The sequence below is a fragment of the Citreicella sp. C3M06 genome, from assembly GCF_018860705.1.
In the GTDB taxonomy this organism is placed as follows: Bacteria; Pseudomonadota; Alphaproteobacteria; order Rhodobacterales; family Rhodobacteraceae; genus Salipiger.
In genome coordinates this window covers 18,685-38,011 of the sequence record NZ_JAHKQA010000100.1, presented here as the reverse complement: position 1 = coordinate 38,011, position 19,327 = coordinate 18,685, and the positions used below count along the sequence as shown (strand labels likewise).

At 65.5% G+C, this 19,327-nt stretch carries 18 protein-coding genes; 13 read left to right on the top strand and 5 right to left on the bottom strand.

Features of this window, described 5'->3' with window-relative positions:
* Nucleotides 1-82 precede the first annotated feature (82 nt).
* Nucleotides 83-379: an SH3 domain-containing protein gene (locus KO516_RS22550; RefSeq protein WP_216006066.1), complete on the bottom strand. Its 297-nt coding sequence runs from the start codon at nucleotides 377-379 to the stop codon at nucleotides 83-85.
* Nucleotides 380-1,039: 660 nt separating this feature from the next.
* Here KO516_RS22550 and opgC point away from each other — a divergent pair.
* On the top strand, nucleotides 1,040-2,224 hold the full coding sequence (gene opgC / locus KO516_RS22545; RefSeq protein WP_216006041.1) for an OpgC domain-containing protein: 1,185 nt from the start codon (nucleotides 1,040-1,042) through the stop codon (nucleotides 2,222-2,224).
* 41 nt (nucleotides 2,225-2,265) lie between these two features.
* Here the strand turns inward: opgC and KO516_RS22540 are convergent, their stop codons facing one another.
* Entirely contained in the window at nucleotides 2,266-3,150 is an 885-nt protein-coding gene (locus tag KO516_RS22540; RefSeq protein WP_216006040.1) for a LysR family transcriptional regulator, read from the bottom strand.
* A gap of 103 nt (nucleotides 3,151-3,253) precedes the next feature.
* On the opposite strand from KO516_RS22540, the gene KO516_RS22535 reads away from it, so the two are divergent.
* Complete coding sequence (locus KO516_RS22535; protein ID WP_216006039.1) at nucleotides 3,254-3,748, top strand: lactoylglutathione lyase family protein; 495 nt, start codon at nucleotides 3,254-3,256, stop codon at nucleotides 3,746-3,748.
* A gap of 383 nt (nucleotides 3,749-4,131) precedes the next feature.
* Here KO516_RS22535 and KO516_RS22530 read toward each other — a convergent pair whose 3' ends face one another.
* Entirely contained in the window at nucleotides 4,132-7,170 is a 3,039-nt protein-coding gene (locus KO516_RS22530; protein WP_216006038.1) for a transporter substrate-binding domain-containing protein, read from the bottom strand.
* Between the two features lie 162 nt (nucleotides 7,171-7,332).
* On the opposite strand from KO516_RS22530, the gene KO516_RS22525 reads away from it, so the two are divergent.
* Nucleotides 7,333-7,794, top strand: coding sequence for an Lrp/AsnC family transcriptional regulator (locus KO516_RS22525; protein WP_216006037.1), 462 nt, complete (start codon nucleotides 7,333-7,335; stop codon nucleotides 7,792-7,794).
* Here the strand turns inward: KO516_RS22525 and KO516_RS22520 are convergent.
* A complete protein-coding gene (locus KO516_RS22520) occupies nucleotides 7,754-8,221 on the bottom strand; it encodes a MarR family winged helix-turn-helix transcriptional regulator (RefSeq protein WP_216006036.1) in 468 nt (155 codons plus the stop codon). The genes KO516_RS22525 and KO516_RS22520 overlap by 41 nt on opposite strands.
* A gap of 76 nt (nucleotides 8,222-8,297) precedes the next feature.
* Here KO516_RS22520 and hmgA point away from each other — a divergent pair, with 76 nt between their 5' ends.
* From hmgA to KO516_RS22470, 10 genes are all read left to right on the top strand, one after another.
* Nucleotides 8,298-9,665: a homogentisate 1,2-dioxygenase gene (gene hmgA, locus KO516_RS22515; RefSeq protein ID WP_216006035.1), complete on the top strand. Its 1,368-nt coding sequence runs from the start codon at nucleotides 8,298-8,300 to the stop codon at nucleotides 9,663-9,665.
* Between the two features lie 118 nt (nucleotides 9,666-9,783).
* Nucleotides 9,784-11,016, top strand: a complete 1,233-nt coding sequence (gene fahA / locus KO516_RS22510) for a fumarylacetoacetase (protein WP_216006034.1) — start codon at nucleotides 9,784-9,786, stop codon at nucleotides 11,014-11,016.
* 13 nt (nucleotides 11,017-11,029) lie between these two features.
* Complete coding sequence (locus KO516_RS22505; protein WP_216006033.1) at nucleotides 11,030-11,980, top strand: MBL fold metallo-hydrolase; 951 nt, start codon at nucleotides 11,030-11,032, stop codon at nucleotides 11,978-11,980.
* Nucleotides 11,981-12,034: 54 nt separating this feature from the next.
* Nucleotides 12,035-13,636, top strand: coding sequence for an FAD-dependent monooxygenase (locus KO516_RS22500; protein ID WP_216006032.1), 1,602 nt, complete (start codon nucleotides 12,035-12,037; stop codon nucleotides 13,634-13,636).
* Entirely contained in the window at nucleotides 13,633-13,821 is a 189-nt protein-coding gene (locus KO516_RS22495; RefSeq protein WP_216006031.1) for a DUF2783 domain-containing protein, read from the top strand. The genes KO516_RS22500 and KO516_RS22495 overlap by 4 nt, the downstream gene beginning before the upstream one ends.
* The gene (gene maiA, locus KO516_RS22490) at nucleotides 13,814-14,443 is read left to right on the top strand and encodes a maleylacetoacetate isomerase (RefSeq protein WP_216006030.1); all 630 of its coding nucleotides are present in this window, start codon (nucleotides 13,814-13,816) and stop codon (nucleotides 14,441-14,443) included. Before KO516_RS22495 ends, maiA begins: the two co-directional genes overlap by 8 nt.
* A 42-nt stretch (nucleotides 14,444-14,485) precedes the next feature.
* Nucleotides 14,486-15,514: a TRAP transporter substrate-binding protein gene (locus tag KO516_RS22485; protein WP_216006029.1), complete on the top strand. Its 1,029-nt coding sequence runs from the start codon at nucleotides 14,486-14,488 to the stop codon at nucleotides 15,512-15,514.
* A complete protein-coding gene (locus KO516_RS22480; RefSeq protein ID WP_216006028.1) occupies nucleotides 15,511-15,966 on the top strand; it encodes a TRAP transporter small permease in 456 nt (151 codons plus the stop codon). Before KO516_RS22485 ends, KO516_RS22480 begins: the two co-directional genes overlap by 4 nt.
* Nucleotides 15,959-17,266 carry a TRAP transporter large permease gene (locus tag KO516_RS22475; RefSeq protein ID WP_216006027.1) on the top strand — a complete coding sequence of 436 codons (1,308 nt, stop codon included), beginning with the start codon at nucleotides 15,959-15,961 and terminating at the stop codon, nucleotides 17,264-17,266. The genes KO516_RS22480 and KO516_RS22475 overlap by 8 nt, the downstream gene beginning before the upstream one ends.
* Nucleotides 17,254-17,742 (top strand): MarR family transcriptional regulator, encoded by a 489-nt coding sequence (locus tag KO516_RS22470; protein ID WP_216006026.1) that lies wholly within the window; start codon nucleotides 17,254-17,256, stop codon nucleotides 17,740-17,742. The genes KO516_RS22475 and KO516_RS22470 overlap by 13 nt, the downstream gene beginning before the upstream one ends.
* On the opposite strand, the gene KO516_RS22465 is transcribed toward KO516_RS22470, so the two are convergent.
* Nucleotides 17,689-19,317 carry a thiamine pyrophosphate-binding protein gene (locus KO516_RS22465; RefSeq protein WP_216006025.1) on the bottom strand — a complete coding sequence of 543 codons (1,629 nt, stop codon included), beginning with the start codon at nucleotides 19,315-19,317 and terminating at the stop codon, nucleotides 17,689-17,691. The two genes, KO516_RS22470 and KO516_RS22465, sit on opposite strands and share 54 nt — an antisense overlap.
* Between the last annotated feature and the right edge of the window lie 10 nt (nucleotides 19,318-19,327).

Below are 19,327 nucleotides of genomic sequence, written 5' to 3'. Positions count from 1 at the left end.
GGCGACCCTTCGGTTCATATCGGCAGCGGCGCGCACGGTGCCGCCAGTCTTCAAACCCGCCAAGGCCATCGCCCAGGCCGGATTAGACCGCGCGCAAATAGGCGAAGGAGACATAGCCCCTAAGCCCGCCCGGCCGGTCCATCACCACTTCGCACCAGCGGGTGCCGCCGGTCTGGGTGCACTCCTGCACCCGCACCACGGTGCCATTCGGCAGCCCGGTGATGATGTTAAAGCCGGTGCCCGGCCCGCCCCGCATCTTGAGCATGTCGCCGGATTCGACGCCATGCACCTCGTAGCGGTCTGCAAAGACATCGGCGGGAGAGCCGCTGCACGCGGCCATCAGCATGGCGCCCGCCAGCGCGCCAAGGGATCTGCGCATCATTCCACTCCTTCGGTTTGCCCGTATGATATGCCTCGCGGCTCAGTCTAATGCCAAGCGGGGCCGAGCGAAACGGCGATGTCAGGCATTCCCCCCGACGATCCAGATGTCGCGACGGCTGGCGGGGTTTCGAAGCATCACCTGCGGGCATGGGAGATCAAGCCGGGCTGCAACGCGCTTCCCGGCGCGGCATGACAGGGCGAACCGTGCTGCTCAGGTGGATGCTGGCGCTTTGGCCAAAGGCTGCGAGCGCGCTCAACGCCTGATGCCGCGCAACAGCGGGGGCCGCCCACATCGGTCCCGCACCGGCGATGGCCTAATCTATCATCGGGTCTCGTTTCAGTGGCCTGCACACGCCCGGATCATGACCGCAACGGGTTGAGCCGACATGGCGCGACGTCCTAAGTTGGATCAAGCGACTGCCTTGCCATCTTACGGTGTCGCCCGGCGCGCTCATGCGCCTCCCAACCACGATGCTCGTAACGGCTCGGCGGTGATGCGCCGTAACATGCCCGGCCATGCAACCGATATTGAGCAAGATCGTTGTAACAGGTAAGTTAACTCTCCTTTGGGACCGGCTCTTTCCCGGACCATCAGTCGCGCGGAGCGATTCCGGCCATTCTGGCCGGTGCCAAACCGCCTCGTTCGGACGATGATGTGATGAAACGCCTCGATTTCCTGGATGGGCTCCGGGGGTTCTTCCTGCTGACGATGGTTCTGTCGCATCTTGTGCTTCGGGACGGGCTCTGGCTTCAGCATCTGCATTTTCGCGAGCTGATGTTCGTTGAAAGTACCCAGGGATTCGTCTTTATGTCGGGGTTGATGTTTGGCCTGACGCAGGCGCGGCGTTACCTGCGCAGCGGCTATGACGCGATGCGACGATCGGTCAGCGCGCGCATGGTCGAGCTTTGGATCTGGACCATCGGGCTGATTTTCCTCGGGTTGCTGATGCGCGATCTGGCGCCCGGCGGCATCGTGGCGTGGCAGAACTGGCTGGGCACCGCCTCGGCGAGCGAGCCGGTGCGGGTGCTGGCGATTCTCTCGCTGCTGTTCCAGCCGACCTTTCTGGATATCCTGCCCATGTACATTCTGTTCATGGGGGTGGCGCCCTTCGTGATCCGCTGGGTTCTCGCCGGGCGCTGGATGCTGGCGGCGGGGCTGTCGGCGCTGGTCTGGACGATCTGTCAGCTTGAACTGCCGGGGCTGGTGTCGGCGCCGCTCGACGTCCTGCTGACCGCCTCCGACAAGCAAGGCGTGCGCATGGCGTTCGACCCTCTGGGCTGGCAGGTGCCGTTCATGGCGGGGCTGGTGCTGGGCGCGCTCTGGGCTGACGGGCGCATCGACTGGGGGCAGGTCTTTGGCCCGCGCAGCCGCGATCTTGCGCTGGTGGCGCTGCTGTTCGTGCTGCTGTTCGCGCCGCTGCGCATCGCCACGGCGCACGGGCTTTTCAGCAAAGAGATGTACCGCCTGTTCGCCCCGTTCGAACTCCGCAGCAACTTTGGCCCGGTCTACCTGCTCAACTTCGTCCCGGCGGCGTTCCTGTTCGCATGGGTGGTGATCGCGGGACGCGAGGCCGCAAGCGTATGGCTGCGGGGGGTGTCGCGCGCCCTGCGCTGGGTGTTCACGCGCCCGATGCTGTGCCTGCTCGGGCGGCATTCGCTCGAGGTCTACGCATGGCATGTCGTGCTGGTCTATGCGGTGCGCTATCTCGACAGCCTCTGGGGGCCGAGCGGGCAAGGCTTCAACACGCTGCTGGCGCTTTACACGGTGGTGCTGCTGTGGGTGCCGCCGCTGTGCCGGGAATGGTATCGCAGCCGGCTTGGGGTGCCCGGGCCGCGGGCCTGACAGGGCGAGCTTTTCCGCGGCATTCGGCGCCGGGGCCATGCTCACAGCACCTCGAGGACGGCCATGATTTCACCGCGCACCCGCTCTGTCCGGGCGGCGGCAATCCGGTTTCGGCGCTGGATCAGCCACAGATCATGCCGAACCGGGTTCGGCAGCGCCGCGATGGACAAGCGCCCACTGTCGCGAAACCCGTCCACGCCGCTTCTGGGCAGGATCGTATAGCCAAGGCCGCGCACCACAGGTTCGGGGATCTGGCCGATCTGGTTCACGAAGCTGCGCCGCGCAAGGGTTTCGGAGCCGCGATAATCCTTCGGAAAATTCGCACCAAGAAGCTCATCCGCATGGGCGTAGCCGTCGGGATGGGCGATGAAGCCAAGCTGGTCGAGATCGGCAAGGCTCTGCGGCGCCGGGTGCCCGACCGGCAGCAGCAGGCATAATTCATCCTGCCCGGCGCGGTGGCCCTCGAGCCGTGGATTGGTCGGGGGGTGGCTGACGATGCCCAGATCGACCGCGCCGTCCAGAACGTCTTCGAGAATGCGCGCCTCTGGCGCGGCGTTCAGCATCAGGCTCAGTCCCGGCGCATCGTCCATCAGCTTCAGAAAGCGGGGGTAGAGCAACAGCGCGATGGAGCCCGAACAGCTGACGCTGACCTCGCCCTTGTCCGGGTCGTCAAAGCGCAGCGATTGACGCAGATCACGCTCTTCGGCGCGGCGGCGCTGGCCGATGGCCAGTAGCGTCTCGCCAAGCGGCGTCAGGGTGAAGCTTTTGCCATCGCGCGACAGCAAGGCTTGGCCCAGCTGCGCTTCCAGCTTCCTGAGATGCTGGCTGACCCCCGGCTGCGTCATGTTCAGCACGCTGGCCGCGCGGGTGAAATGGCCGGTGTCGCACAGCGTCACAAAGGTCTCTAGCCAAGTCGCGTTGATCACGGATTGATCCATTTCGTTATGATTTCGAAAGCGAATGATAATTGGAGTTTATGCTCTAGTCACCCCAGATGACAGTCAGACACGAAAGAAGGACATCATGACCATGACCACCCCCAGAACCTTTTCCCATATCGGCCTGTCGGTTCCCGATCTCGACAAGGCCGTCGAATTCTACCGTGACGTGATGGGCTTTTACGTCATTATGGAGCCGACCGAGATCGCTCAGGATGACAGCGACATCGGCGTGATGTGCGACGATGTCTTCGGCCCCGGCTGGGGCAAGTTCCGCATCGCGCATCTGTCGACCGCCGACCGGATCGGATTCGAACTGTTCGAATTCCCGCAAAACCACCAACCCGACAACAACCTTCCTTACCGCCAGACCGGGCTGTTTCATTTCGCCATTCAGGATCCCGATCTGGAAGGGCTGCTGGCGCGGATCGTCGCGGCGGGCGGCAAGCAGCGCATGCCGGTGCGGGAGTATTTCCCGGGCGAGAAGCCCTATCGCATGGTCTATGTCGAAGACCCGTTCGGCATCGTCTTCGAGCTTTACTCGCATAGCTACGAGCTGACCTATTCCGCAGGCGCCTATAGCTGAGGCTCGCCGTCGCGACCGGGCTGTTTCGGGCTTGCGCGAAAGACCTGCGCGGCCATGGCGCTGATGGGCCCGCGCGCAGCCCGGATACCCGTCACAAGCCCGCCCGCTATTTCGTGTAGCGGGCGGGCGTTCCTTTGTCTGGCAACGCCATCCGGCCGGTCAACTGGTGTGCTTGAGGCGTTGCGCCACGAGACGCGGCGGCGGCGCGGCGGTATAATATTGCTGCGAAGAGTAACAGCGGGCCTTGGCCCAATAGCCGGGCCTGTAGCCTCCAGCCTACTGATCTGGCGATCACGTCTAATCTAACTTATGTAATCTTCGCGCCCTGTGGCCGTGATCGCAACGCGCGGGTGCGCACGCGGAACCGGGGGCCTGCTGTGCGCCTAGCCGCTCGGCGTGTCCAGCGCATCACGGATCGCCTGCGCCAGATGGGACAGCGGGAAGGGCTTTTGAAGCACTTGCACCCCGTCCAGATCCACCGTCTCGACATTGGCGAACCCCGTCATCAGCACGATGGCGGTGCCGGGGTGATGAGTTCTGAGATGATGTGCAAGATCGATGCCCGACAGGCCGCCGGGCATGACGATATCGCTTAGCACAAGATCGAAATGCGTGGCGGTTTCAAGCATCGTGATCGCCGCCACCGCTGTCGGGGCGGCTTCCAGTGTATAGCCGAGCTGCGTAAGCGAACCCGAGATGCAGCGGCGCAGATCCTCCTGATCATCGACCAGCAGGATGTGGGCGCCGTTGCCCGGTTCTGGCGCGGGGTCTGCGGGCGCGATCGCGCGGGGCGCATCGCCGGTCGCGCGCGGCAGGCGCAGGCGCACTGTGGTGCCATGCCCGGGCTCGGAATAGATCGCAAGATGGCCGTCGGCGCGCTGCACAAAGCTTTCGACCATCGCCAGCCCAAGCCCGGTTCCGCCGATGTCGCGCTTGGTGGAAAAGAACGGATCGGCAGCGCGGCGGCGCACGCTTTCGGGCATGCCGGGGCCGGTATCGCTGACCGCGATCTCGATCATCGCCCGTGGCGGCGCGCCGTCGTCGCTCCAGTCATAGCAGCGCAGATGCAACGAGATCCGGCCCTTTTCCGAGGCCCCGAGGATGGCATCCCGCGCGTTGATGACAAGGTTCAGCAAGGCGTTTTCCAGCTCGCCGCCATCGCACCAGACGAACAGGTCGGGATCGGGGTCGGGGATGTCCAGCGTGACGCCGGCGCCCGCCACAGGGCGCGACAGCTCACGCAGGGCGCTGAAACAGCTGGCCAGATTGATCGCGCCCGGGGCCTGCGGCGACTGGCGGGAAAAGCCTAGCAGGCGCCGGGTCAGATCGCTGCCCCGCTCGACCGAGTCAAGAATGCCGGTGAAGGTCTCGGCAAGCGCATCGCTCGCCGTCATCCGCGCCAGTTCGGCGCGATACTGGATCGCGGCAAGGATATTGTTGAAATCATGCGCAATGCCGCCCGCCATCAGGCCAAGCGAGGACAACCGCTGCGAACGGTCCAGCTTTCGCCGGTTCAACTCGTTGTCGTTGTCGTCCTCAACGATCATCAGCGCGGTCAGGCCGGTGCGCCGGGCGCTGAGTTGATCCGACGTAACCCGGACATAGCGCGGTGGATCTGCCGTCGAGGCACGGAACAGATAAAGCGGCCCGTCGGTGGCGGCGCCATTGACCACGCGGTGGGCGGGGTTGCTGTCGGGGGGCAGTTCGGTGCCGGTGATCGGGTCGAGAAACTGCGCGTCGGCGGGCCATGGCCGAGGCTCCGCGCCGTCGGGCAGATGCAGCAGCGCGCGCGCGCCGGGGTTGGTCACCGCGATGTGCCCGCCTTTGCCAAAGCCGATGATGGCGTGACGCGTGCCCTCCAGAATCGCCGAGAGGCGATCGCGGGCCGCCGCGGTTTCGCGCCTCAGGCGCTCGGCCCGGCGCGCGGCGCGCAGGATCTGTGCTACGAACAGCGCCCCGCCCGCCGCAATGGCAGCGCCGGCCAGCAGCAGCAGCAGGCGCACCCGATCCTGTGTCCAGAACGGTGTCGGCTCCAGCCAGTCGCGCGCCAGCGCCCGATATTGCGCCGAGCCCAGAAAGCCCGGGATCACCACGTCAAGCCGCCGCCGGATCTCGCCCAGATCCGGGCGCAGCGCCACGGCGAGTTCCGCCGAAAACAGCGGCGAGTCCAGCCGGGTGATGCGCTCTTGCGCCGCGATCTCCTGAAGATACTGCCCGAAGGACAGGCGCGGAAACATCAGCGCGTCGAGCGTGCCGTCGAGCAGCGCCTCGGCCCCGGCGGCGGCGCTGGACACCGGGACAAGCGGGCGGTTCAGCGCGGCCTCGATCTCGGCGCGGATCGGGCTCGAGGACAGCACGCCGATGCGCCCGCCACTTGCCCCAAGCAGGCCGCCCGCCGGAACGAAGGTGGCATATTCGATGGTCTGCACCGGCAACGAGAAATGCAGGAACTTGGCCTCGACCGGGTTGATGCTGCGCGCGGGCACCATGTCGAAGACCCCGGCGCGCGGGCCGCGGGCCCAGCTGTCGCGGCTGACTTCGGTGAAGCGCAAGCTCAGGTCGGCGCGCTCGGCCAGCGCCCGGAGAAGCTCGACCGCAAAGCCGCTTGCCCGCCCATCCGGGCCGATGATCTGATAGGGCGGGAAGGGCGAGACGCCCACGGTCAGCACATCGAGCATCGGCGCAGCCGGCACCAGAAACCAGCGCAGGCGCAAGGCATCCAGCGCGCCGCTGTCCCTGAGCCGGGCAATGGCGGCGTCGATCCGAGGTGCCAGCGCCGCATGGCGTTTGTTCAGAATGGCGTGTAGCTCGCCGGTCCGCACCGCCGGAAAGCTCGCCCGCACCAGATTATCCAACCCGGTGGTGCGCAGCAGCGGTTCGGCAAAGCTGTGCAGGATGATGACGCCGTCCAGCTCCTTGGTCAGCAGGCTGGTAAAGGCGATGGCCTCGTCATCGAAGTGCACGATCTCGACCGCTTCGGGCAGCGCGAGCCGGTTTGAGATCGTGCCGCGCAGAACCCCGATCCGCCCTTGCGAAATCGTGTCGATGGTGATGTCCACGGGCGCGTCGCGGCGCAGGTAGAGCATCAGTTCGACATCAGAAACCGCCGACAGGGTCAGGTTCTGCGTCTCGAGCATGGGCATGGCGGCCAGCAGGCTCAGGTCTGTGTCGCCCTGCGCGACCGCACCAAGCACCGCAGCGGGCGTGTCGTAACGCACAAAGCGCAGATCAAAACCCGCGTCCTGCGCGACAAGGCGCAGCAGATCGGCGGAAAAGCTGCTGACCTCGCCGCTTTCGGACAAGAAGCTGAGCCCGGGCGTTGCGGTCCATGGCACGGTGAGCACGGGGCGCGTGGCATCCTGCGCCGAGGCAAAGCCCGGACTTAGGCAAAGCAACATCACGAACAGGCAAAAAACGCGCATAACGGGTACTGAACCGTCTGAAACAACTTTTAGAGTGATAGCCGCAAATGCGCGCCATTGATAGTCAAACCCAGCGCCGGCCCTGCCCACCTCTGGACGTAGCGCGCAAATCAAGGCAGGATGATGCAGGAAACCTGCAGATTTAGCCAAAAAGTGCGCCTCATGCAGCTTGATTGCTTCGATCATGCCATTCTTGTTGCATTGCAGCGGGATGCGACCGTCTCGAACGCCGCGCTGGCCGAGGTGGTGCACCTGTCCGCCAGCCAGATTTCGCGCCGGCGGGCGGCGCTGGAAGCGGCGCAGGTGATCCTTGGCTATACGGCGCGGTTGAACGCCGGGCAGCTGGGCTTTGGCCTCCGGGCAATCACGCGGGTCAACCTGCGCAGCCACGGCCATGGCGGCGACCGCGACTTTGCCCGCTTTGTCGCCGGACGGCCCGAGATCTGCGCCGCCTTTTCGGTATCGGGCGATGCGGATTACGTGCTGGATATCCGGGTGCGCGATCTGGATGCCTACGCGGCCTTCATCCACGACTGGCTGCTGCCGCAGACGCAGGTTGGGCAGGTGCGCTCTGAACTGGTGCTCAAGACCCTGAAGGATCGCGGCGGCCTGCCGCTGGAGTGACGCAAAGCTGTTCGAGCAGGCGGCGCAGCGTCTTGGCGTCGCGCTTGCCCAGCCGGGTTTCCAGCGCCGCCTCGTAATCGCGCGCCGCACCGCTGAGATAGTCGAACGCCTCGCGCCCGGGCGGGCGCAGCGACAGCCGCTCGCTGCGTCGGTCCTGCGGGCTGATGACACGGGCGAGGAATCGCTTTTCCTCAAGCGCACGAACGGCGCGCGACACCTTTGTCTTGTGAATCCGGGCCCGGTCCGAGATCTCCTTGGCGCTCAGCTCGCCATAGCGACCAAGGTGATAGAGCACCCGCCATTCGGTGCGCAGCATCCCGTATCTGTCGCGGTAGGTCTTTGAAAAAACGTCACTTTGCGCTTCGGCAGCGAGGTTCAGAAGATAGGGCGTAAACTCGCCGATTTCAAAAGCATCTTCGGATTTCATATTTTCTGTCACAGCCTCTTGTTAGTTACAAAAGTAACTAACATCATGTCAGCAATCAGTCGAGGGAGGAGACCTCATGAACGATCTGAGCAAGACTTCCGGCCTCACACGGGCCGCTGGCATCAGCGCGCTGCACGACGGCTACATGCCCGGTTTCGGCAATGACTTCGAAACCGAGGCGCTGCCGGGCGCGCTGCCCGAGGGGATGAATTCGCCGCAGCGCTGCGCTTATGGGCTGTATGGCGAACAGCTGTCGGGCACCGCCTTTACTGCGCCGAGCCACCAGAATGAGCGCACGTGGTGCTATCGCATCCGCCCGTCGGTGAAGCACTCGCACCGCTATGAAAAGATCGCCCTGCCCTATTGGAAAAGCGCGCCTTGCGTTGACCCGGACGTGACCAGCCTTGGCCAGTACCGCTGGGACCCGGTGCCCCATACCGACGCGCCGCTGACCTGGCTGACGGGGATGCGCACCATGACCACGGCTGGCGATGTCTACACGCAGGTTGGCATGGCATCGCATATCTATCTTGTGACGCAGTCGATGCAGGACGCCTATTTTTACAGCGCCGACAGCGAGTTGCTGGTGGTGCCTCAGGAAGGGCGGCTGCGGTTCTGCACCGAGCTTGGGGTGATCGACCTTGAGCCGTCGGAGATCGCCATCCTGCCGCGCGGGCTGGTTTACCGTGTCGAGCTGGTGGACGGCCCGGCGCGTGGCTTTGTCTGCGAGAATTACGGCCAGAAGTTCGAACTTCCGGGGCGCGGCCCGATCGGGGCCAACTGCATGGCCAACCGGCGCGATTTCAAGACGCCGGTGGCGGCGTTCGAGGACCGCGAGGTGCCATCGACCGTCACCATCAAATGGCAGGGGCAGTTTCACGAGACAAAGATCGGCCATTCGCCTCTGGACGTGGTGGCGTGGCATGGCAATTACGCGCCGGTGAAATACGATCTGCGCACCTATTGCCCGGTGGGTGCGGTGCTGTTCGATCATCCCGATCCGTCGATCTTTACCGTGCTGACGGCGCCCTCGGGCGTGGCGGGCACCGCGAACATCGACTTCGTGCTGTTCCGCGAGCGCTGGATGGTGGCCGAGAACACCTTCCGCCCGCCGTGGTACCACAAGAACGTCATGTCCGAGCTGATGGGCAATATCTACGGTGAATATGACGCCAAGCCTCAGGGCTTTGTGCCCGGCGGCATGAGCCTTCACAACATGATGCTGCCGCACGGGCCAGACAACGAGGCGTTCGAAAAGGCGAGCCTTGCGGATCTGGGGCCGGGCAAGCTCGACAATACCATGAGCTTCATGTTCGAGACGCGGTTTCCGCAGCATCTGACCGGCTTTGCCGCATCGGAGGCGCCGTTGCAGGACGATTACATCGACTGCTGGGAGAGCCTGAAGAAGCGGTTCGACGGCACGATCGAGGGCAACTGGGACTGAGGCTGCGGCGGGCGGAGAGGGCCGAGGGGGGGGGCGCTGCCCCCCGCGCCTGCGCGCTCCCCCCGGGATATTTTGGGCCAGAAGAAGACAGGGCGCGGCGCGTCCGTGGAAGGGTTGAATGAGCTTGATGACGAGCTGGCTGGAGAGCGCAAATGCGCCCGGCTGTGAATTTCCGCTGAACAATCTGCCTTATGGGGTGTTTGACGCCGGAGACGGCGCGCGGATGGGTGTTGCCATCGGGGATTGCGTGCTGGACGTGGCCGCGGTGGATCACGGATTGGATGCGGCGCTGTTTGCCGCACCATCCTGGAACGCCGTGATGGCGGCGGGACCGGATGCTTGGGCGGCGCTGCGGGGGCGGCTGCTGGAACTGCTTGGGGATGCGGCGCATCGGGGCGCAGTCGAGCCGCATCTGCTGCCGCTGGCCGACGTGGCGCTGAAGATGCCGTTTGCGGTGAGCGAGTTCACGGATTTCTATGCCTCGAAGCATCATGCCACCAATGTCGGCACGATGTTCCGCGGGGCCGAGAACGCCTTGCCGCCGAACTGGCTGTCGATTCCCATCGGCTATAACGGGCGGGCCACCTCGGTGGTGGTGTCTGGCACCGAGGTGCGGCGGCCCTGGGGACAGCTCAAGGGGCCGGACGAGGCGCTGCCGCGCTTTGCGCCCTGTGCGCGGTTCGATCTTGAGCTGGAGCTGGGGGCGATTGTCGGCGTGCCGTCCGAAGGCATGGTGTCGGTGGCGCAGGCCGATGAGATGATCTTTGGCTACGTGCTGCTTAACGACTGGTCGGCGCGCGATATTCAGGCGTGGGAGTATCAGCCGCTGGGACCGTTTCAGGCCAAGGCGACGGCGACGACCATCTCGCCGTGGATCGTGACGGCGGCGGCGCTGGAGCCGTTCCGGGTGAGCACGCCGGAGCGCGAGCGCGAGCTGCTGCCCTATCTGAGCGAGCCGAAGCCGATGCTCTATGACATTTCGCTGTCGGTGGGGCTGGCACCGGACGGCTGCGACGAAGAGATCATCGCGCGCACCAACTATAGCGAGATGTATTATTCCGCCGCGCAGCAGCTTTGCCATCACACGAGCAGCGGCTGCGCCATGCGCAGCGGCGATCTGCTGGGCTCGGGCACCATCTCGGGGGCGGCGAAGGATGCGCGCGGCTCGCTGCTGGAAATGAGCTGGGGCGGCAAGGAGCCGCTGAGCATCGCCGGGCAGGAACGCCGCTTTCTGGAAGATGGCGACACGCTGACGCTTTATGGCGCGGCAGAGGGCAACGGCTATCGGATCGGGTTTGGCGCCTGTGCGGGCAAGGTTTTGCCGGCGCTGCCGAAACCGGACTGGGCATGAGGGAGGACACCCAATGACACGAGCATTCGCATCGCAAGGCGACATGGAAGAAAAAACCATCAGCTTCACGCAGGTGGGCGATGGGCTGTATGCCTTTACCGCGCAGGGTGATCCCAACACCGGGGTCATCATCGGCGATGAGTCGGTGATGATCGTCGAGGCGCAGGCGACGCCGCGCCTTGCCCGCAAGGTGATCGACTGCGTGCGCAGCGTCACCGACAAGCCGATCAGCCATCTGGTGCTGACCCATTACCACGCGGTGCGGGTGCTCGGGGCATCGGCCTATGGCGCGCGCGAGATCATCATGAGCGACACCGCCGCCGCCATGGTCGAAGAGCGCGGGCAGGAAGACTGGGACAGCGAATTCGGCCGTTTCCCGCGCCTGTTCCAAGGCCATGACGAGATTCCCGGCCTGACCCGGCCGACGACCACGTTCAGCGACCGGATGACGGTTTATCTCGGGCGCCGCCGGGTCGACATCATGCATCTGGGGCGCGCCCATACTGCGGGCGACGCGGTGATCTGGGTGCCCGACCAAGAGGTGATGTTCACCGGTGACATCGTCGAATTCCACTCGGCCTGTTATTGCGGCGACGGGCATTTCGCCGACTGGCCGGAAACGCTGGCGCAGATTGCCGCCTACGAGCCGCAGGCCATCGCGCCGGGGCGCGGCGATGCGCTGATCGGCGAGGAGGCCGTGGCAGAGGCGCTGGCGAGCACCGATGATTTCGTGCGCTCGACCTATCGCCCGGTGGCGAAGGTGGTGGCGCGGGGCGGCAGCCTCAAAGAGGCGTGGGACGCGGTGCGCGCCGAATGCGATCCGAAATTCGCCGATTACGCCATCTATGAGCATTGCCTGCCGTTCAACGTTGCCCGTGCCTATGACGAGGCGCGCGGCATTGACACGCCCCGCGTCTGGACCGCCGAGCGCGACCAGCAGATGTGGACCGACCTGCAAAGCTGAGCCATGGCGGCGGCCCCGGAGGAGGGGCCGCCCCACCGGAGGGAGGAGACCGACATGCCAGCCTATTCCTATGCGCCACAGCCGTTTGTGCGCCCACCCGAGCTTGACGGCGGCTCCAGCGGCGCGCCCGTTGCCATCGTCGGGGCGGGGCCGATCGGCCTTGCCATGGCGGTTGACCTTGCGCTGCACGGGGTGCGCAGCATCGTGCTCGACGACAACAATGTGGTGTCAGTTGGCAGCCGCGCCATCTGCTGGGCCAAGCGCACGCTGGAGATTTTCGACCGGCTGGGCGTGGGCGAGCGGATGCTGGCCAAGGGCGTCACATGGAAGGTGGGGCGGCTGTTCCACGGCGACGCCGAGGTCTACAGCTTCGATTTGCTGCCCGAAGACGGCCACAAGTATCCCGCCTTCATCAACCTGCAGCAATATTACGTCGAGGAATACCTGCTCGAGCGCGCCCGCCAGTTCCCCGAGCTGATCGACCTGCGCTTCCTGTCCAAGGTCACCGGCCATAGCGCCACTGCGCAAGGCGTCGCCTTGCAGGTCGAAACCCCCGAAGGCACTTACACGCTGAACGCCGACTGGCTGCTGGCCTGCGACGGGGCAGGCTCGCAGACGCGCGCCCGGATGGGCCTTGATTTCACCGGGCAGACCTTTGAGGAACAGTTCCTCATCGCCGATATCGAGATGGAGGACAGTCCCTTCGAACAGGGCACCCCCGAGCGCTGGTTCTGGTTTGATCCGACCTTCCACCCCGGCAAGTCGGCCCTGCTGCACATGCAGCCCGACAATCTGTATCGCATCGATCTGCAACTGGATCTGGGCGCGGATGCGGCGGCCGAGGCCACCGAAGAGCGGGTCATCCCCCGCATCAAGGCCATCGTCGGCGAGCGTCCGTTCCGGCTCGACTGGCTGTCGGTCTACAAGTTCCGCTGCATCAAGCTGGATCGCTTCGTGCATGGCCGCGTGGTGTTTGTCGGGGACAGCGCCCATGTGGTCAGCCCGTTCGGCGCGCGCGGCGGCAATGGCGGCATTCAGGATGTCGACAACCTTGGCTGGAAGCTGGCGGCGGTGATCCATGGCGACGCCGACGCGGCGCTGATCGAGACCTACCACGAGGAACGCTCCCATGGCTCGGCGGAGAATATCGCCAACTCCGCCCGCGCGACCAATTTCATGACCCCGAAAAGCCCGATCGAGGCGATGTTCCGGCATGAAACCCTGCGGCTGGCGCATCGCCATCCCTTTGCGCGGCGGCTGATCAATTCGGGGCGGCTGTCGTTGCCCTGCTCGCTGGAAGGCTTTTCCTTGCAGACCCCGGGCGCGGGCGTCGGCCTGCCGATGGTCGATGCGCCGGTGGGCAATGGCTGGCTGCTGGAACTGGTGCAGGGGCAGTTCACGCTGGTGGGCTTTGGCGATATCGCCCTGCCCGATATCGGCATCCGCCGCGTCGGCATCGGCGGGCCCGCGCAGGGCTATGACAGCCACGACGATCTGAATGGCTATGCGCTGCAACGCTACGGTACCAGACGGGCGCTTCTGCTGCGCCCCGATGGCCATGTCGCGGCCAGCTTCGAGGGCCGCTGCACCGCCGGGGAGGCGCGGGCGGCACTGGCCCGCGCCATGGGGAAACGGGCTGAAAAGGTGTCGGCATGAGTGTGCAGGAGATGGGCCTTGGCGCCCGCGGCGATGAATTCTACGAGGCGCTGATGGCGGTGCATGACGGGCTGGAGGAGCCGGAGAGCCATGCGCTCAACGCGCGGATCGTGCTGATCCTTGCCAACCGGATCGGCGATGTCGATACGCTCAAGGATCTGCTGACGGTCGCCGCCGATGGCTGAGGTGGTGCTTTACGATTACTGGCGCAGCACCGCGTCGTGGCGGGTGCGCATCGGGCTGCATCTGGCGGGGATCGCCTTTGAAAGCCGCGCCGTCGATCTGCTGCACGGCGATCAACGCGCGGCGGCGCATCTGGCCCGCAGCCCGCAGGGCTTGGTGCCGGTGCTGGACATCGACGGCACTCGGCTGACGCAAAGCCTTGCGATGCTTGATTATCTCGAAGCGACGGGGCGGATCGCCCTGACCCCGGCCGATCCGGCGCAGGCGGCGCGCGCCCGTGCCGTGGCGCTTGGCATCGCCTGCGACATTCACCCGGTGTGTAATCTGCGCGTTGTGGCCCATGCCGTCGCGCTGAGTGGGCGCGACGAGACCAAGGCAGAATGGATGCGCGCCTTCATCCGCCCCGGCCTTGAGGCCATCGAGGCGATGCTGGACGCGCAAGGCCCCTTTGCCATGGGAAACACGCTGACGCTGGCCGATCTGTGCATCGTGCCGCAGCTTTACAACGCCGCCCGCTGGGGCGTGCAAACCGATGACCTGCCGCGCCTGACCCGCGTGGCGGCGCATTGCGCGACGCTCGATGCGTTTCAAAAGGCCGAAGCCCGCGCACCGCGGACCACCTGAACCAATTCGGGCGAGAGGAACGCCCATAAGGGAGGAAACACAATGACATATCTGAAAACCGGCCTGTCGGCCCTTGCCCTGCTGGCGATGAGCGGCGCGGCGCAGGCCGCCGACGTGACGCTGGCGCTGTCGAGCTGGCTGCCGCCGCGCCATCCCATCGTGGTCAATGCCATCAAGCCATGGGCCAAGCAGATCGAAGAGGTCACCGAAGGGCGCGTGCGGGTGCGCGTGCTTGGCAAGCCGCTGGGCAGCCCGCCGGCGCATTTCGACATGGCCCGCGACGGCGTGGCCGACATCACCTACGGGCTGCACAGCTTTACCCAGGACGACCGCTTTTCCGGCTCGCAGCTGGGGCAGTTCTCGTTCCTTGGCGATGATGCCATCGCCGCGTCCAAGGCCTTCTGGACCGTCTACACCGAAGATTTGAACGCCCGCGCCGAACATGAGGGCACGCATCTTCTGGGCCTGTTCACCCATGGCCCCGGCCTGCTGCACAACAACCTGCGCAAGATCGAAACCCCCGCCGACCTGCAAGGCATGAAGATCCGCGTGCCGGGCGGCTATGTTGCCGCGCTGATGGAAGATCTGGGGGCGACGCCGCTGTTCATGTCCTCGCCCGAGGTCTATGAAAAGCTCTCGCGCGGGGTGATCGACGGGGTCACCTTTACCTACGAGGCGCTGACCGCGTTCAAGCTGACCGACGATCTGAAGTATTCGATGACCGTGCCGGGGGGCCTCTACAACACCAGCTGGTTCCTCGTGATGGACGAGGACAAGTGGGACGAGATATCGCCCGAAGATCAGGCCGCCATCGACGCCATCTCGGGCGAAGCCTTTGCCGAACGCGTCGGTCAGGCGTGGAACGATGCCGATGCCGCCGCCGAAGCCGAGATCAACGAGGCAGGGATTGACCTGTACCCGGCCTCGGACGCTGTGGTCGAGGCGGTGCGCGCCGCGGCAACGATCCACGAAGACGCCTGGGCCGCAACGCTGCCCGAAGGCGCGGACGGCACCGCTGCGCTGCAACGCTTCCGGTCGATGACCGGGTTGGGGACCGTGGCGACACAATGACCCTTCAAAGACTGGAAACGGTCCTGCTGGGGCTGGCGGCGTTGCTGCTGCTGGCCCTGATGGCGGTGACCGGGATCGATGTGGTGGGGCGCTACCTGCTGAATGCACCCCTGTCGGGCGCGTTCGAGATGACCGAATTGCTGCTGGGCGCACTGGTGTTCATGGCGCTGCCGCTGGTCAGCCACCACGGTGCGCATGTCGAGGTCGATCTGGTCGCAGCCCTGCTGCCGCGCGGGATCAATCGCGCGCTCGGGGTGTTCGCGGCGCTGGTCTCGGCCGCGATGCTGTGCTGGTTCGCATGGACACTGCTGACGCTGATGCAAACGCAGGCGGCGGATGGTGCGCGCTCGGTGTCGCTGGGGGTGCCGCTGGCGCCATTCGCGGGGCTGGGCGCGGCGGCCTGCCTGCTGGCGGCGCTGTTCGGCGTCTTGAGAGGGTTGCGCAATGATTGAATCGCTGATCGCCATCATCATCCTGCTGATGCTGGTCTTTGCCCGCGTGCCCATCGCCTTTGCCATGGCGCTGGTCGGCGGCGTCGGCTTTGCGCTGCTGCGCGGCTGGCAACCGGCCAGCGCCATGGTCGGCGCGACAGTGTTCGAAACCGGGCTGAGCTATTCGCTGTCGGTGGTGCCGCTGTTCATCTTCATGGGCAACGTTTTGGCAGGCTCGGGCATTGCGCATGGGCTGTTCGCCGGGGCCGACCGGCTGTTTGGCCGCATGAGGGGTGGGCTGGCGCTGGCCGCCGTGCTGTCCTGCGGCGGGTTCTCGGCGGTGTCGGGGTCTTCGCTGGCCACCGCCGCCACCATGAGCCGCGTCGCCATGCCCCCGATGCGCAAGTTCGGCTATTCCGACAGTCTGGCGGCAGGGTCCATCGCCGCGGGCGGCACGCTGGGCATTCTGATCCCGCCGTCGGTGATCATGATCATCTACGGGTTGCTGACCGAAAGCGACATCGGCAAGCTGTTCATCGCCGGGCTGATCCCGGGCGCCATCGGCATCATCTTCTACCTGATCGCCGTCATGGTCGCGGTGCGGGTAAACCCGTCGCTGGCCCCCGAGGCGGGGCAATCGCAACCCATGTCAAAGACCGACAAGCTGGGCGTCGCCGGCACGCTGGGGCTGTTCGCCTTCATCATGATCGGCATCTACGGCGGCTTCTTCACCCCGATCGAGGCGGCGGGTATGGGCGCCATTGCGTCGCTGGCACTGGCGATGGCGATGCGGGCGCTAAGCTGGAAAGGGTTTGTCAGCGCCTGCCGCGAGACGCTGCTGGCTTCTGCGATGATCTTTGCCATCATGATCGGCGCCGAAATCTTTTCCGCCTTCGTCAACTTCGCCGGGCTGCCCGACGGGCTGGTCGACTTGATCTACGAGCTCGATGTCAGCCCGTGGACGGTGATCGGCATCATGGTGCTGATCTATCTGATCATGGGCTGCGTGTTCGAAAGCCTGTCGATGATCCTGCTGACGGTGCCGGTGTTCTACCCGATCATCATCCAGCTGGATTTCGGCACCGGGCTGCTGGCCGACCCCGAGATGCTGCTGACATGGTTCGCGGTGGTGGTGGTCGTGGTGACAGAGATCAGCCTGATCACCCCGCCGGTCGGGATGAACGTCTTTGTCCTGCGCAGCGTCATGCCCGACATCGCGCTGTCGACGATCTTTCGCGGCATCCTGCCGTTCTGGATCGCCGATATCTTCCGGCTTGCGCTGCTGGTGCTGGTGCCTTGGGTGTCGCTATGCCTGCTCTGAGCGACCTGCCGCCAATCCGCGCCTCGCTGCCGATCCTGCTGATCCTCGCGCGCGAAACCATGTTGCGCGAACTGCGCCCGATGCTGGCCAAGGCGGGGCTGTCGGAACCGCAATGGCGTATTCTGCGGGTGCTGACCCAGCGCGGTGCGCTGTCGGTGCAGGATCTGGCGGCAGAGGCCTGTCTGCAAGCCACGTCGGTGTCGCGCATCCTGCAATCCATGGTGGAGCGCGGGCTTGTCCTGCGTCGGCAGGACAGCGCCAACCGGCGGCGGCAGGTGGTGACGGCGACCGCCGAGGGCCGTGCCATCATCGACGAATTTGCGCCGGTGTCGCGCGCGGTGACCGATGCGTTCACCGCGCGCTTTGGCCCCGAACGCTACGCGCAGCTGGTGGCGCTGCTGGATGCCTTTGTCGCCGAATGTTCAGATCCGCATCCGGGGAACATCGTTGGGATCAAGCCTGAGCTCGATCAATAGCGGGCCGTCGCGGGTGGCGATGGCGTGCAGCGCCGCATCAAGCCCGGCGTCGTCGGTGACCAATATCCCCTTGCCGCCCAGCGAGCGCGCCACCTCGGCAAAGCACGGCCAGTCGAATTCGGTCATCGACGGGTCCATCTGCCGGTCCAGAAACTGGATATGCTCGGCGCCGTAGGCAGCGTCGTTGCACAGGATCACCACCAGATCCTGTTTCAGCCGCACCGCGGTGTTGAATTCTCCCAAGCCCCCCATCATGAAGCCGCCATCGCCGGAAAACAGCACCACGGGGCGATCCGGCGCGGCGATGCCTGCGCCGATCGCCTCCGGCAGGCCCAGCCCGATCGAACCGAAATGTGCCGTGACCACAAAGCTTTGCGGGTCGCGCACGCCGATGCGGCACCAGACCTCGGTCATGAAACGCCCGCCGTCGGTGACAAGGATGCGATCCTGCGGCAGGGCGGCCTCAAGCTTTTCAAGCGCTTCGACATAGCTAACACGGGACTTGGATCGCCGCCCCGGCACGTGCTGGCGCAGCCTGTCCGGATCCAGTTCGGGGGTGAAGCCCGACGGCGCGATCTCGGCCTCGTTCAGCCAATGCACGAAATTGTCGGCGGTCAGCCCGGCGTCGGCCACCAGCGCCGCGTGCGGATGCACCGAGCGCCCCATGGCCGAGGCATCGGTGTCGATCTGCACCAGCCGTTTGGCCGCCATCAGCTTGCCCCGGTCGGTGGTGAAATCATGCAGCCCCGCGCCGAAGGCGACAATGCAATCGGCCTTGGCGATGACGTCATAGGCGGCGGGTGTGCTGAGCGTGCCGAAGATGTCCAGATCATAGGGATGCCCGCGAAACAGCCCTTTGGCGCGCAGCGTGGTGGCCACCGGAGCCTGAAGCCGCTCGGCCAGCCGCAGGATCTGCGCGCGCGCATCGACCGCGCCGCCCCCGGCAAGGATCACCGGGCGACGCGCGCTGGCGATCATGCCGATGGCCTGATCGAGCGCATCGCCTTCGGGCACGAAGCTGCGGGTTTCGAACACGTCGAGCTTATGCGGAACGTATTCGGCCTCGGCCCACATGAAATCGGCGGGCATGTTCAGCACCACGGGCCGCTTTTCCACCCGCGCCCGCCAGATGGCGCGGGCCAGATCGCGGGCGGCGGTTTCGGGGGCGCGCAGCTGTTCGAACCCCGCGCCGGTGGCGGCAACCACGGCGCGCTGGTCGATGCCTTGCAGGTGGCGGGGGTTGATGGCGGGGGTGTCTCCGGCCAGCAGGACGAGCGGCAGCTTGCCCCGCACGCCTTCGGTCAGCGCGGTCATGCAATTGGTCAGCGCCGGGCCATGGGTCACCGTCGCGATGCCGGGGCGGGCGGTAACATGGGCATAGGCCAGCGCCATCAGCACGGCGCTGCCTTCATGCGCGGCTGGAACGAAACGCCCGCCACACTCACGTGCAAAGTAATCGGCAAGGAACAGGTTCGCATCGCCCATCAGGCCGAACATCGTGTCGATGCCGTGGTGATGCAGCCCCCGGGCCAGCGCCTGATGGGTCGGGATGGTGGCGGTCTGCTGATCGTACATGGGGCGCTCC